Below are 13671 nucleotides of genomic sequence, written 5' to 3' on the forward strand. Positions count from 1 at the left end.
CCGCACGTGAGGAGCCCCATGACCGCTCGGCACCTGGTCGACGTCCACGTCCTGCTCATCCGCGACGGCCGCCTGCTGCTCAGCAAGCGCCGCAGCGACGACGAGTTCGACGGCCTGTGGCACCTGCCCGCGGGCAAACTCGAGGCAGGCGAATCCGCCACCGCCGCCGCGGCCCGCGAGGCGAACGAAGAAACCGGCGTCCAGATCAACCCCGCCGACCTCCGCCACATCCACACCTCCCACGTGGTCGGCTCCGGCCGCGACCCCCGCCTCGGCCTCTTCTTCGAGGCCCGCCACTGGACCGGCAACCCCACGAACCGCGAACCCGACAAATGCCACGAACTCCGCTGGTTCCCCCTCGACGCCCTCCCCGACGCCATCATCGCCTACCCCGCCGCAGGCATCCGCGCCCACTTCACCGGCGCCACCTACAGCGAGCGTGGCTGGTACGCCGCCTCGGTGGCCGATCTCCTCGGTCTGCCCGAAGGCGTCGCAGATGTTGAGCTCGAGCTACCGGAATTCAGCGACCACCCCCGAGCTGCGGATTTCGACTGACTTCGAGGTCAGGCGCGAACGCCGCGGAAGTAGATCGCCAGCAGGGTCGTGAGTTGGCGGACGCTCGCGGGGGTGCCGGGCACGAGATCCGCTCGGCTGCCCGCGAATCGGTCGAAGACCGCACCTTCGAGCAGGGCGATGAAGTCGGCGGCGGCTGTCGTGGGATCGGGGATGTCCATGGCGTGGAACAGTTCTCGGGCACGCTCGGTGGAGAACAGGCTGCGTGCCAAGCGGGTGTGTAGATCTGCGTCCGACAACAGGTCGAGGATGAGGGCGTGCCTGGCGATCAGGTGATTGCGGCGTCCGGCGAGTAGTCGATCCAGCCAGGCGGCGATGCCGTGTGCGGCGGTGTCGGGATCGACGGGTCCGGGCTGCGGGAGTTGAGCGGCGATGAAGTCCTCGCGGGAACGGGTCGTGATCCGGTCGACGATCGCCTCGATGAGCGCGCGCTTCGTGCGGAAGTAGTACGACGCCGAGCCGGCGGGCAGGTCGAGCGCGGTGTCGAGGGCGCGGTGGGTGAGCGCTCGAAGGCCTTGGGCGGCAATCAGATCGATCGCGGCGTCGACGATCAGCGTGCGCCGGTCGGTTGTGGACATCGTCACCTTCCTGGTCTCGCTTCAGTGCTCCCTCTACAAATGTAGAGGACGAGGAGGTGTCATGGAAATCAGCGGTGAAACTTCGGGGATCGTCCTGGACGCGGATCAGGCTCGGGCGGTGGCGCGGCTAGGGGAGTTGGTGGATCGGCGGGGTAGGCCGGTCAGGCGGCATCGGGGGATCTATCTGCATGGCAGGCCGGGGCGCGGGAAGACGATGGTGATGGATCGGTTCTTCGCCGCCGTCGCGTCGGATCGGAAGCGTCGCTTTCATTTTCATCAGTTCTTTGTCCGGCTGCACGAAGCCGCCCATGCTTCGGGCTCCATCGATAAGGCGGTCGGCGTGCTGCTCGGCGATGCGCGGCTGGTCTGCTTCGACGAATTCCATGTGCACGACATCGGTGATGCGATGCTCATCGCCCGAATGCTCGACGCTTTGTTGGCGCGGCACGTGACCCTCGTGGTGACGTCGAATTACCCGCCTGCGGAGCTGCTGCCGAATCCGCTGTTCCACGAGCGGTTTCTGCCGACGATCGACCGTATCACCACGAACCTGGACGTGATTTCGATCGACGGGCCGCTGGACTATCGCACCAGGGCGGACCGATCACTCGCCCGCCGAACAGGTTTCGCGGCGGGGCAGTATCGGATAGACCCCGGGGGCCGCGACAACGTGAGCCCGAAAGCGGTCTGGGTGCACATCGGCACCCGCAAACTGCGTGCCCGGGCGGCGGATACCGCGCTCACCATCGAATTCGCCTCGCTGTGCGGCACTCCCACCGCCACCGCCGACTATGTCGAACTGGCCCAACGCTTTCGGCAGTGGGTCATCTGCGACGTGCCGCCCCTGCACGATGTACCGCCCGACTGGGCGATGCGTTTCGTCAACGTGGTCGATGTGCTGTACGACGCGGATTGCGAACTCACCGTGCGGTCGCGAGTCCCCTTGGCGGACTTGACCGAAGGTGTCCGGAATGTCCCTGATATTGCGCGACTCGCCAGCCGCCTTTGTGAACTATCCCAATTGGCACCTTCCCCTATCGGATAGTCGTGCATGACCCTGGCGACCTGGGCCGGAGCAGTCCCGCGCACGGTTTAAGAGGATGTATTCCAAAGTATTCGATTCCCTCCCGAGCGGACCGTCCGGCATGTAACTATGTGGCTGTTTTGTGCAGTACTCAGATGTGGTGGTAATCAGTGGCTGGGGCGCGAGCGCCGATAATGCGCGTGATCGTGCTGATCACGCTGCTGATCCTTGCCGCGATCACCCTGCACGGATACATCCCAGGAGTGACCGAATCCCGCGATAATCGCCCCGCGTCCTCGGCGCTGACAGTAGCGCTGATGCCGGTACTGCTCACGGTGTCCGTGGTGATCCTGCTGGCCGGCGTGATCGCCAGCCAGCACCGCCTGCCACTGGCCATGCCCGAGCCCGACCGCGACACCGACCGCCAGCAGTGGCGCCTCGGCCGCGTCGGCTTGCTGGTGCTGGCCGGGCTCACGGCGCTCGCGCTGATCTTCGCGGCCGCCTCCGCCGTGTTCTTCGTCGGCGTCGGCCGCGAAAGCGCGCCCCCACCACCGGCATCGGCCCCCACCACCGGACAGCCGCCGGACGATTTCGCCACCGCGACACCCGACCCCGGCGCCACCCCCGCCGAATTGACCGGCACCGCCCTGCTACTGACCGCCATCGCCGCAGTGGCTCTGCTCGGCGTGGCCATCACCGGGCTCATCGTGGTCACGGTGGCCGCCCGGCGCAGGCCCGCGCCAGCTCCGTTGCCACTGGTCCCGGTCGCCCCCACCGCGGTGGACTCGCTGGCCAGGGCGGCCGAAATGGGCTTGGCCGCAATGAATGTGCCCGGTCAGGAGCCGCGCGCCGCGATCATCGCCTGCTACGTCGCGATGGAACGCGGCCTCGCCTTCGATCGCGCTGCCGCGCCACTGGTTTCGGACACCCCGATGGAGGTGCTCGCCCGCGCCTTCGAGCGCGGCGCGCTGCACGACGCGTCCGCGCGAGAACTGGTTTCGCTGTTCGAGGAGGCCAGGTTCAGTCCGCACGCGATGCTGGAGTGGCAGCGGATGCGGGCCGAGCAACTGTTGCGAATTGTCCTGGCGGACTTGCAGGGAGAGGCGGCAGCTTGAATCGAACGGCCATCGTCATCAGTGCCGCGATCGTCATCGCGCTGATCGAGATCGTCACCCTCGATCGTGCGCGCGGGGTGCTGCTGTTCGTCGCGGCGGTGCCCGTGGCGGTGGCCCTCGCCTGGCTGGTCTGGTCGCTGCTCGAGCGGTCGGAGCCGCGCGGCTACCAGGACATCGACGAGATCGAGAACGGTCCGGCCGAGATGCTGCACCGCTGGCACGCCAGGGCACAGATGCTCGCTGACCGCGCGGACGGCACTCGCGCGGACTGGGACCGGCACCTGCGCCCCTTGCTGGCCAAGGAGTTCGAGCTGTCCAGCGGCCAGCGGGTCGCGAAGAATCGGCGGGCGACCGAGGCCGCGGGCATCCACCTGTTCGGGCCGGAACTGTGGCGCTGGGTGGACCCGGCCAACTCGGCATTGCGTGATCAGACCACTAGGGCACCGGGACGGGCGGCACTGGACGAGATCCTGAGTCGCCTGCAGAGAATGTGAAATGGGTTGAGGCAAGTGCGGGTACACACATGACGATGCCGATGGATGTCACCGTTCAGCGCAGCGATGCCGTGCTCAGGGAGCTATCCCGGGTGATCGTCGGCAAACAGGAAGAGATGCGGTTGATCATGATCGCGGTGCTCGCCGGCGGTCACGTCCTGATCGAGGACCTACCCGGCCTCGGCAAGACGCTGATCGCGCGATCGTTCGCCGCGGCGCTCGGCCTGCAGTTCACCCGTGTGCAGTTCACGCCCGACCTGCTACCCGCCGATCTACTCGGGTCGACCATCTACGACATGAACTCCGGCCGCTTCACCTTCCGGCGCGGACCCGTGTTCACCAATGTGCTGCTCGCGGACGAGATCAACCGGACCCCGCCGAAAACGCAAGCCGCGCTGCTGGAGTCGATGGCCGAGGGACAGGTCAGCATCGACGGCGAAACCTTCCAGCTGCCACAGCCTTTCATCGTGCTCGCGACGGACAACCCGATCGAGTACGAGGGCACCTACCCGCTGCCGGAGGCGCAGCTCGACCGGTTCGCGATCCAATTGCGGCTCGGCTACCTGTCCGAACAGGACGAGAAGCAGATGATTCGGCGCAGGCTGGAGCGTGGTTCGACGACGCCGCAGGTCACCCAGGTGGTGGACGCGAACGGGCTGATGGAGATGCGGCAATCGGTCGAATACGTCACTGTGCATCCGGATGTGGTGAGTTACGTGGTCGCGCTCGCTACGGCCACCAGGGCGCATCCGCAGGTGGAGGTCGGCGCGAGTCCGCGCGCGGAACTGGACCTGGTGCAGATGTCGCGGGCCCGGGCGCTACTGCTCGGCCGCGACTATGTGATTCCGGAAGACGTTAAAGCACTGGCGATTCCGGCCATGGCGCATCGGATCACGTTGCGGCCGGAGATGTGGGTGCGCCGGATCCGCGGCGAGGACGTGATCACCGAACTGCTGCGCCGCCTGCCTGTTCCGCGCGCCACCGTGACATGAGCGAGCGATCATGAGGCATCGCGACGCCAGCACCGCGGTCGAGGCCGAATTGCGGTGGCGCCCGGCGCCGTTGGTCTTCATGCTGGCGATCTGCGCCGCGGCGGCGCTGGTGCTCGCGGTGGTACTCGGGCGGTGGCAACTGGTGGTCTTCGCCGCGCCGCTGCTCGGGGTGCTCGCCACCGCACCGTGGCAGCAGTCGTCGACGAAGATCCAGGTCGACGGTGGTGGGACGCTGCGGTGCTTCGAATCCGAAGAGGTGGTGCTGACCGTCGCCGCGTTCGTCGAGCAGGGGCACGCGCTGTTGCGGCTGAAGCCGGAAACAGTGGTAGCACTCGGTATCGAGGTCGAGGAGGCCAGCGATTCGGGCGTCGCCCCGGCCGGTCTACGGCTCGCACTGTCGGCGGACCGGTGGGGTCGCTATCCCGTCTCGGTGCGGGTGTCCGCGCTCAGTCCGGCGGGTCTCGCGGTCGCGAACGTCGTACTGCCCGCCGGGCAACTGTTCGTCTACCCGATCACCGATCCGCAGCGAATGCGGTTACCGCGCACCGAACTTCCCGAGCGACTCGGCACCCACCTGACCCGGCGGCACGGACCCGGCGTCGAGTACGCCGACATCCGCGCCTACGCGCCGGGTGACCAGCTGCGCATCGTGAACTGGCCGGTGAGTGCGCGGCGCGGCAGGCTGTACGTCACCGAGCGGCTGACCAACCGTTCCGCGGATGTCGTTGTGCTGGTGGACACCTCGCAGCAGGCGCCGGGCCCCGCCACCGATTCCCTCGAACTGTCCGTGCGCGGCGCGGCGCAGGTGGTCCAGTCGACCCTGCAGGCCGGTGACCGGACCGCCGTGGTCTGCCTGGGTCAGGCGCCGCGTTGGCTGCGGCCCGATATCGGGCGCCGGCAGTTCTATCGGGTCGTCGACACCGTGCTCGGCGTCGGCGACGAGCACATCCCGACCACCGGCACCCTGGCACCGCACTCGGCCGTGCCGCTCGGTGCCATCGTGGTCGCCTTCTCCACGCTGCTCGACACCCAGTTCGCGCTCGCGCTGATCGATCTGCGCAAGCGCGGGCACGTCGTGGTGGTGGTGGATGTCCTGCGCGGCACACCGTTTCGCGGCTTGCTCGATCCGACGCTGGCCAAGATGTGGCAGCTCGAGCGGGCCTCGATGTATCGCGACATGGGCACCGTCGGCGTCGATATCGTCGCCTGGCCCGCCGACACCCGGCTCGATCAGATCATGCGCGTGCTGCCGGAACACCGCCGCACCGTCCGGGTGCGTCGATGACCAGATTCCTCGCCGTCCTGTCGGGCGTACTGCTGGTGACATCGGTGGCGTTGCTGGAGCCGTGGGCGGCAGTTCCCGCCCTCGTCCTGGTCGCACTCGGTTGGTGGTTCCGACCCGTCGCGGTCGCCGCTGTCCTACTGGCCGTCGGCGTGCTCGCCGTCGCGAATCCTGGCGTACTCGCCGCCGCGGCAACAGGATTGGTCGCCACCACCTACCTACTCAACGCCGCCACCGTCACCGCGCCACACGGCGTCGTCCCGACCACCGTCCCCTCGGTAACCGGCGCGGTCGGCTTCGCCGTAGCCGGCGTCGGTGCCGCACTGCTCCCCCTGCGCCTGGCTTGGGCACCCCTCGCCGCCCCGATCCTGATAATCCTGCTGTACGCCTTGGTAGTCCACGGCGCGGCGATCCGCCGCGCTCGCAACGGTGCCGAACCCCGCCCCGCTCAAACACAGCCGAACACCCCCTGATCTACCGCACACGCGAATCGCGTCCGAGGTAGACCAAGGGGCTGGCGGAGATCAGGCGGACCGGAACCGCAGGGTCACGTCGCCGAGGACAGGTGCGTCCTCGCGTTCGACCACCGTCGCGGCGATAGTCAACTCGTTGTCCTGCTGCCAGATGCGAGTGCGGATCGTCTCGCCCGGGTAGAGCACACCGGCGAAGCGGGCGCGAAATCCGGTGACCCGGCTCGCATCCGCATCGAGCACGGTGTCGGTAGCCGTCTTGCAGACGATGCCGTACGTGCACAGCCCGTGCAGGATGGGCGCGGGAAACCCGGCGGCGCGGGCGAATTCGGGATCCGAGTGCAGCGGGTTGCGGTCGCCCAACATCCGATAGAGCAGCGCCTGCTGCGGCAGCGTCGCCGTGGTCACGTCGAAATCCGGTGCCCGATCGGGCAGTTCGGACTTCGTGCTCGGCCCACGCTCGCCGCCGAAGCCGCCCTCACCACGCGCGAAGATCGAGGACCGCGCGGTCCACAGCGGCTCGCCGTCGGAACCGGTGACGGTCTGCTCCTGCACCACCACCGCCGCGGAACCCTTGTCCCAGAGCTCGGTGATCCGCCCGGTGCTTGTCGCCTTACCCGAGGCAGGGATCGGGCGATGCACCTCCACCTCCTGATGGCCGTGCACCACCTTCGCCAGGTCGATGTCGATGCCGGGGAAGCTGACTCGCGGCGGCTCGGTCTCGTGCAGGGTCGGCGCTACGGTCGCGAACGTCGGCAGCACCTGCGGCGCACGGTCGTCGAGATAGCGCAGCTCAGCGGGGTCGGTCCACCGCGTGCCCGCGCCGAGGCCCAGCTGATACAGCTGCACATCGGACGGTGTCCACGCGAATTCACGGGTCGGAAGTTCCGCTCCGAGCGCCACTTTCGGATCGATGGGCATCAGGCCTCCTTGCTGCTGGGCAGCGGTCGGGTGGGCTGCGCGGCCCGCTTCTCGACGATATCGAGCACGGCCAGGTAGCCGAAGGTGAGTGCGGGGCCGATGGTGGCGCCGGGGCCCGCGTAGGTGTGGCCCATCACCGGCGTCGAGCTGTTGCCCGCCGCGTACAGCCCCTGGATCGGGCTGCCGTCCTCGCGCAGCACCCGGCCCGAGGTGTCGGCGACCAGGCCGCCCTTGGTGCCCAGATCGCCGGGCACGATCTTGGCGGCATAGAACGGGCCTTGCACCAGCGCGGCGAGGCACGGGTTCGGCTTCACCGTCGGATCGCCGTAGTACCGGTCATAGTGGCTGTCGCCGCGGCCGTAGTCGCTGTCCTTGCCGGTCTCGGCGAAGGTGTTGAAGCGGGCCACCGTGGCGGCGAGGTCTGCCGAGGGGACACCGATCTTGGTGGCCAGTTCCTCGAGGGTGTCCGCCTTGACGATGTTGTCGTTCTCCAGCCAGCGCGACGGAAAGCGTTGGCCCGGCTGCAAACCGGCGAAGATGTAGCGGTTGCGGTAGCGCTGATCGAAGACCAGCCAGGCCGGGATGTTCGCGCCCGGCCCCTCGCCCTGGCCGTACTCGCCGCCGTACATGGTGTGCACGGCCTCGACGTAGGGCGCGGACTCGTTGCCGAATCGCTTGCCCGCGGCGTTGACCATGATGGTGCCCGGCAGGTTGCGCTCGGCCAGCGCGAACCACGGCCGCCCGCCCTTGAAGATGGTCGGACCCCACCAGGCGTCCTCCATGAAGCCGACGTCGCCGCCCGCCGCCATGCCCGCGACGATGCCGTCGCCGGTATTGGCGGCCGCACCGGTGGTCCACTCGGTGGTGATCGGCTGGCGCTGATACTTGGTGCGCAGCTCCGCATTGTGCTCGAAGCCGCCGCTGCCGAGCACCACGCCGTAGCGCGCGGTGAAGGTCACCGGCTCGCCTTCGTGCTCGGCCTCGACCCCGGTGACCACGCCGTTGTCCACCACGAGCCCGGTCAGCGGGGTGTTCAGCAGCACCGGCACATTCGCGTCGAGCAGACCCTTGCGCATGGCGGCGATGATCGCCTGGCCCATGCCGACGATGTGCTTGCCGGTGGCCTTGGCCCAGTAGGTGCGCGCACCCACCCGCAGTGCGCGTGCGATGCCCTTCGGGTGCCTGCGGATCAGGTTGAGCCGGACGAAATCGGCCTGCATCACGACGACGTTCAGCGGCGCCTTGGCGTAGGGCGGCTCCAGGTTGGCCAGCTCCGCGCCGAGCACCTTGGCGTTGAACGGGGCCGGTTCGCAGGAGCGGCCCGCGCCGAGCCCGCCGGGCGCCTCGGGGTAGTAGTCGGAGTAGCCCGGCACCCACTTCATCTTCAGCGGGGTGTGGTCGAGCACGAAGTCGAACGCCTCCGGACCTCGGTCGATGTAGGTGTCGATCCGCTCCTTGGGCACCACGTCGCCGATGATGCTGTGCAGGTAGGTGCGGGCCACTTCGCGGTCGTCAGGTCGGCCGGACGCGCGCAGCGCCTTGTTGCCGGGGATCCAGACGCCACCGCCGGAGCGTGCGGTGGACCCGCCGTAGTGCGCGGCCTTCTCGATGAGCACCACGCTGAGCCCGTGGTGGGCGGCGGTGAGGGCGGCGGTCATGCCCGCAGCGCCGCTGCCGACGACCACCACATCGTATTCCCGATCAATCATGTAGAACACGTTATAGAATGATGCCGCCATTGGTCTATGTTGTGTGGCAGAAGACTTACTTGGCTTTCCGCTTGCTGAGAAACTCGTTTCAGTTTCAGACCGGAGTGAACTACATGGGGTTCGATTGGGACCTGGTGGCCGACGTGGTCGTCGTCGGCTTCGGCGCGGCCGGTGCCGCCGCCGCCCTGGAGGCGGCGGCCGACGGCGCGCAGGTGCTCGCGCTGGAGCGGTTCGCCGGCGGCGGGGCGTCGGCCTTGTCCGGCGGCATCATCTACGCGGGCGGCGGGACGTCGGTGCAGCGGGAGGCCGGTGTCACGGATACGCCCGAGGCGATGCTCGCGTATCTGGAGCGCGAGGTCGGCGACGCGGTGTCGCCCGAGACGCTGCGCCGGTTCGTGGACGGCAGCCCGGCGATGATCGAGTGGCTGAAGGGGCATGGCGTTCCGTTCGAGGCGTCGCTGTGCCCGTACAAGACGTCGTATCCGAACGACAGCTACTACCTGTACTACTCGGGCAGCGAGATCTCGGGCGCGTTCCGGGACATCCCGGCGGCGCAGCGCGGGCATCGGGTCAAGGGCAAGGGTACCTCCGGCAAGCAGCTGACGGGGCCGCTCACCGCCGCCGCCTCCCGGCTCGGCGTCCGGGTCGAAACACTCACGCAGGCAACGCAACTGATCGTCGACGACGCGGGCACCGTGATCGGGGTCGAGTGCCGGACGTTGCGTGACGCACCGGGGCGGGTCCGGGACCGGTACACCCGCATGGCGAAGGTCGCGGCCAAGCCGGGTATCTACTATCCGCCGCTGCGCGCCGCATTGGAGAAGCGGCTCGATCGGCTGGATCGCCAGTACGGCAAGACAGTTCGCGTGCTCGCCCGGCGCGGCGTGGTGCTCAGCGCCGGCGGATTCATCGCCAATCGCGCGATGCTGCGCGAATACGCGCCGGACTATCGCGGCGGGCTCGCGCTCGGCACCACCGGTGACGACGGCAGCGGGATCCTGCTCGCGCAGCGGGTGGGCGCGGCCACCGATCGGATGGGCAATGTCTCCGCCTGGCGGTTCCTCTTGCCGCCCAGCGCTTTTACCGGCGCGGTGCTGGTCGATGCGGCGGGCCGCCGGGTCATCGACGAGACCAGATACGGCGCCGCGGTCGGCCACGCGCTCATCACCGAACACGACGGCAAGGGCTGGCTGCTCGCCGACGACGAGCTGATGCGGACCGCGATCGGCCAGATCGGCAAGCAGGGCGCCTGGTTCCAGCGCGGCCAGTTCGAGGCGATGCGGCGCACCGCGATTCGCGGCGCCACGCTCGAGGCCGTCGCGGCGAAGGCCGGGATCGACGTGGTCGGGCTGCGCGCGACGGTGGACGCGCACAATGCCGCGATCGAGCAGGGCACGCCGGACCCGGTCGGCAAGCCGGCCGAGTTCACCACACCGCTGCGCACCGGGCCGTTCTGGCTGTTGGATGTCGGCATCAAACCGAGCCTGGCCAATCCGTGTCCGATGCTCACCCTCGGCGGCGTCGTCGTGGACGAGCAGACCGGCGCGGTGAAATCGACTGCCGGAACCGATATTCCGGGACTCTTCGCGGCCGGTAGGACCGCCATCGGCATCTGCTCGGAGTCCTACGTCAGCGGGCTGTCGCTGTCGGACTGCATTTTCTCCGGCCGGCGGGCCGGGCGCTCCGCGGCGGGCGAGCAGGCGCTGTCCGAACTCGATCAAGCAATAGTGGAAGGAAACTAGCGTGCTGTCCGACGCGGTACGAACCGAATTGGCCGATGAGCTGGAGCTCGCCGAACGGGATCGGGTGGCGATCGATCCACTGGTCGCCCGGCATCCGGACATCGACGTGGTCGACGCCTACGAGATCCAGCTGATCAATATCCGGCGCAGGCTCGACACCGGCGCCAGGATCGTCGGCCACAAGGTCGGCCTGTCGTCCAAGGCCATGCAGCAGATGATGGGTGTCGATGAGCCCGACTACGGGCATCTGCTCGCGGAAATGGAAGTCTACGAAGACGTTCCGGTCGAGGCGGGTCGCTATCTGTTTCCCCGCGTCGAGGTGGAGGTCGGCTTCGTGCTCGGCGCCGACCTGCCCGGCGCGGACTGCACCGAGGCCGACGTGCTCGCCGCGACAGTCGCTTTCGCGCCCGCCATCGAGCTGATCGACTCGCGCATCAAGGACTGGAAGATCGGCCTGACCGACACCATCTCCGACAACGCGTCCTCCGCCGGTTTCGTGCTCGGCCCGGAACGGGTGGCGCCCAAGGACATCGACGTCAAGGCGATCGACGCGGTGCTCACCCGCAACGACGAGGTGGTGGCCGAGGGGCGCAGCGACGCCGTGCTCGGCGACCCGGTCATCGCGGTGGCCTGGCTGGCTCGCAAGGTCGCGAGCTTCGGGGTGCGGCTGAAGGCGGGCGACATCGTGCTGCCCGGCTCGTGCACCCGCGCCATCGACGCCAGGCCGGGCGACAAGTTCCATGCCGAGTTCGCTGGACTCGGTGCTGTCCGTTTGCAATTCATTTAGGAGGCTTGTGGTGTCCGACAACGGGACCGTCACCGCCGCGATCGTCGGGTCCGGCAATATCAGTACCGATCTGCTCTACAAACTGCTGCGCTCGGAAGCGATCGAGCCGCGGTGGATGATCGGGATCGATCCCGACAGCGAGGGTTTGAAGCGGGCCCGCGGGCTGGGGCTGGAGACCTCGGCCGAAGGGGTGGATTGGCTGCTCGGTCAATCCGAGCTGCCCGACCTGATTTTCGAAGCGACCTCGGCGTATGTGCATCGCGCGGCCGCGCCGAAGTATGCCGAAGCCGGTATCCGGGCGGTGGATCTCACGCCCGCCGCCGTCGGCCCCGCCGTGGTGCCGCCGGTGAACCTCGGCGCGAACCTGGACGCGCCGAACGTCAACATGATCACTTGCGGTGGCCAGGCCACCATCCCGATCGTCGCGGCCGTATCCCGCGTGGTGCCGGTGGTTTACGCGGAGATCGTCGCCTCGGTGTCCTCGGTCTCGGCAGGACCGGGTACCCGGGCCAACATCGACGAGTTCACCAAGACCACCAGCCGCGGTGTCGAAACCATCGGCGGCGCCGAGCGTGGCAAGGCGATCATCATCCTGAATCCGGCCGAGCCGCCGATGATCATGCGCGACACCATCTTCTGCGCCATCCCCGAGGATGCCGACACCGACGCGATCACCGACTCCATCCATCGGATGGTCGCCGACATCCAGCAGTACGTACCCGGCTACCGCCTGCTCAACGACCCGCAGTTCGACCCGCCGTCGGTGATTTCCGGTGGCATGGCGAAGGTTTCGGTGTTCGTCGAGGTCGAAGGCGCGGGCGACTTCCTGCCGCCGTACGCGGGCAACCTCGACATCATGACCGCCGCCGCGACGCAGGTCGGCGAGGTCATCGCCGGTCAAATCGTCTCGGCCCGGGTGTAAGGAGCGAAAACATGGCTTACTCAGCAGAACTCGACATCCGCGTCACCGACACTTCGCTGCGCGACGGATCGCATCACAAGCGCCATCAGTTCACCGCCACCGAGGTCCGCGATATCGTCGCCGCCCTCGACGGCGCGCGCGTCCCGGTCATCGAGGTCACCCACGGTGACGGACTCGGCGGGTCCTCGTTCAACTACGGCTTCTCCAAAACCCCTGAGCAGGAACTGATCAAGATCGCCGCGGAGACGGCGACCCAGGCCAAGATCGCGGTCCTGATGCTGCCCGGTGTCGGCGTCAAGGAGGACATCAAGATCTCCCAGGACAACGGCGCCTCGATCTGCCGCATCGCCACCCACTGCACCGAGGCCGACGTCTCCATCCAGCACTTCGGCTTGGCCCGCGACCTCGGCCTGGAAACCGTTGGCTTCCTGATGATGTCGCACAGCCAGCCGCCCGAGGTGCTGGCCAAGCAGGCCCGCATCATGGCCGACGCGGGCTGCCAGTGCGTCTACGTCGTCGACTCGGCGGGCGCCCTCGTGCTCGACCAGGTCACCGACCGCGTCGCCGCCCTCGTCGCCGAGCTCGGCGGCGACGCCCAGGTCGGCTTCCACGGCCACGAGAACCTCGACCTCGCCGTCGCCAACTCCATCTACGCCATCCGCGCGGGCGCCACCCAAATCGACGGCAGTGCCCGCCGTTTCGGCGCCGGCGCGGGCAACACCCCCGTCGAGGCCCTGGTCGGCGTCTGCGACAAGCTCGATATCAAGACCGGCATCGACTTCTACGCCATCGCCGACGCCGCCGAAGACGTAGTCCGCCCCGCCATGCCCCAGGAATGCCTCCTGGACCGCTCATCCCTGATGATGGGCTACGCAGGCGTCTACTCCAGCTTCCTCAAGCACGCCGAACGCCAAGCCGAACGCTACGGCGTCTCCGCCGCCGAAATGCTCGTCCGCGCAGGCAAACGCAAACTGGTCGGCGGCCAGGAAGACCAACTCATCGACATCGCCCTAGAACTCCAACGCGAAAAAGAAACCGTCCCCGCCACCTGATCCTCGAACG

At 68.1% G+C, this 13671-nt stretch carries 14 protein-coding genes; 11 read left to right on the forward strand and 3 right to left on the reverse strand.

The features are described from left to right. The first annotated feature begins 18 nt into the window (after positions 1-18). Positions 19-555, forward strand: coding sequence for an NUDIX domain-containing protein (locus ACFWF1_RS05565; RefSeq protein WP_379282013.1), 537 nt, complete (start codon positions 19-21; stop codon positions 553-555). 8 nt (positions 556-563) lie between these two features. Here the strand turns inward: ACFWF1_RS05565 and ACFWF1_RS05570 are convergent, their stop codons facing one another. Continuing rightward, the gene (locus ACFWF1_RS05570; RefSeq protein WP_379282014.1) at positions 564-1151 is read right to left on the reverse strand and encodes a TetR/AcrR family transcriptional regulator; all 588 of its coding nucleotides are present in this window, start codon (positions 1149-1151) and stop codon (positions 564-566) included. A 61-nt stretch (positions 1152-1212) separates the two neighbouring features. On the opposite strand from ACFWF1_RS05570, the gene zapE reads away from it, so the two are divergent. From zapE to ACFWF1_RS05600, 6 genes are all read left to right on the forward strand, one after another. Further along, complete coding sequence (gene zapE, locus ACFWF1_RS05575) at positions 1213-2196, forward strand: cell division protein ZapE (protein ID WP_379282015.1); 984 nt, start codon at positions 1213-1215, stop codon at positions 2194-2196. Positions 2197-2345: 149 nt separating this feature from the next. Next, complete coding sequence (locus ACFWF1_RS05580) at positions 2346-3290, forward strand: DUF4129 domain-containing protein (RefSeq protein WP_379322157.1); 945 nt, start codon at positions 2346-2348, stop codon at positions 3288-3290. After that, on the forward strand, positions 3287-3784 hold the full coding sequence (locus ACFWF1_RS05585; RefSeq protein WP_379282016.1) for a hypothetical protein: 498 nt from the start codon (positions 3287-3289) through the stop codon (positions 3782-3784). Before ACFWF1_RS05580 ends, ACFWF1_RS05585 begins: the two co-directional genes overlap by 4 nt. A 29-nt stretch (positions 3785-3813) precedes the next feature. Beyond that, entirely contained in the window at positions 3814-4776 is a 963-nt protein-coding gene (locus ACFWF1_RS05590) for an AAA family ATPase (RefSeq protein WP_379282017.1), read from the forward strand. Between the two features lie 10 nt (positions 4777-4786). Further along, the gene (locus ACFWF1_RS05595) at positions 4787-6061 is read left to right on the forward strand and encodes a DUF58 domain-containing protein (protein ID WP_379282018.1); all 1275 of its coding nucleotides are present in this window, start codon (positions 4787-4789) and stop codon (positions 6059-6061) included. Continuing rightward, a complete protein-coding gene (locus ACFWF1_RS05600; RefSeq protein ID WP_379282019.1) occupies positions 6058-6531 on the forward strand; it encodes a hypothetical protein in 474 nt (157 codons plus the stop codon). The genes ACFWF1_RS05595 and ACFWF1_RS05600 overlap by 4 nt, the downstream gene beginning before the upstream one ends. A 51-nt stretch (positions 6532-6582) precedes the next feature. On the opposite strand, the gene ACFWF1_RS05605 is transcribed toward ACFWF1_RS05600, so the two are convergent. Continuing rightward, positions 6583-7449, reverse strand: a complete 867-nt coding sequence (locus ACFWF1_RS05605) for a MaoC/PaaZ C-terminal domain-containing protein (protein WP_379282020.1) — start codon at positions 7447-7449, stop codon at positions 6583-6585. Then, entirely contained in the window at positions 7449-9158 is a 1710-nt protein-coding gene (gene kstD, locus ACFWF1_RS05610; RefSeq protein WP_379282021.1) for a 3-oxosteroid 1-dehydrogenase, read from the reverse strand. Before kstD ends, ACFWF1_RS05605 begins: the two co-directional genes overlap by 1 nt. 113 nt (positions 9159-9271) lie before the next feature. On the opposite strand from kstD, the gene ACFWF1_RS05615 reads away from it, so the two are divergent. From ACFWF1_RS05615 to dmpG, 4 genes are read left to right on the forward strand one after another with little or no spacing between them, the layout of a single operon-like run. Then, entirely contained in the window at positions 9272-10900 is a 1629-nt protein-coding gene (locus tag ACFWF1_RS05615; RefSeq protein WP_379282022.1) for an FAD-binding protein, read from the forward strand. A 1-nt stretch (position 10901) separates the two neighbouring features. Then, positions 10902-11687: a 2-keto-4-pentenoate hydratase gene (locus ACFWF1_RS05620; protein ID WP_379282023.1), complete on the forward strand. Its 786-nt coding sequence runs from the start codon at positions 10902-10904 to the stop codon at positions 11685-11687. Between the two features lie 10 nt (positions 11688-11697). Then, on the forward strand, positions 11698-12609 hold the full coding sequence (locus tag ACFWF1_RS05625) for an acetaldehyde dehydrogenase (acetylating) (protein ID WP_379282024.1): 912 nt from the start codon (positions 11698-11700) through the stop codon (positions 12607-12609). A gap of 11 nt (positions 12610-12620) precedes the next feature. Continuing rightward, a complete protein-coding gene (dmpG, locus tag ACFWF1_RS05630; RefSeq protein WP_379282025.1) occupies positions 12621-13661 on the forward strand; it encodes a 4-hydroxy-2-oxovalerate aldolase in 1041 nt (346 codons plus the stop codon). The last annotated feature ends 10 nt before the right edge of the window (positions 13662-13671 follow it).

Source organism: Nocardia sp. NPDC060255, from assembly GCF_042727395.1.
In the GTDB taxonomy this organism is placed as follows: Bacteria; Actinomycetota; Actinomycetes; order Mycobacteriales; family Mycobacteriaceae; genus Nocardia.

Excerpts from the sequence above, each read along its gene's own strand:
- ACFWF1_RS05595 (WP_379282018.1), top strand. The coding sequence starts at position 4,787 with ATGAGGCATCGCGACGCCAGCACCGCGGTCGAGGCCGAATTGCGGTGG.
- ACFWF1_RS05565 (WP_379282013.1), top strand. The coding sequence starts at position 19 with ATGACCGCTCGGCACCTGGTCGACGTCCACGTCCTGCTCATCCGCGAC.
- ACFWF1_RS05600 (WP_379282019.1), top strand. The coding sequence starts at position 6,058 with ATGACCAGATTCCTCGCCGTCCTGTCGGGCGTACTGCTGGTGACATCG.
- zapE (WP_379282015.1), top strand. The coding sequence starts at position 1,213 with ATGGAAATCAGCGGTGAAACTTCGGGGATCGTCCTGGACGCGGATCAG.
- dmpG (WP_379282025.1), top strand. The coding sequence starts at position 12,621 with ATGGCTTACTCAGCAGAACTCGACATCCGCGTCACCGACACTTCGCTG.
- kstD (WP_379282021.1), bottom strand. The coding sequence starts at position 9,158 with ATGATTGATCGGGAATACGATGTGGTGGTCGTCGGCAGCGGCGCTGCG.
- ACFWF1_RS05570 (WP_379282014.1), bottom strand. The coding sequence starts at position 1,151 with ATGTCCACAACCGACCGGCGCACGCTGATCGTCGACGCCGCGATCGAT.
- ACFWF1_RS05590 (WP_379282017.1), top strand. The coding sequence starts at position 3,814 with ATGACGATGCCGATGGATGTCACCGTTCAGCGCAGCGATGCCGTGCTC.
- ACFWF1_RS05605 (WP_379282020.1), bottom strand. The coding sequence starts at position 7,449 with ATGCCCATCGATCCGAAAGTGGCGCTCGGAGCGGAACTTCCGACCCGT.
- ACFWF1_RS05615 (WP_379282022.1), top strand. The coding sequence starts at position 9,272 with ATGGGGTTCGATTGGGACCTGGTGGCCGACGTGGTCGTCGTCGGCTTC.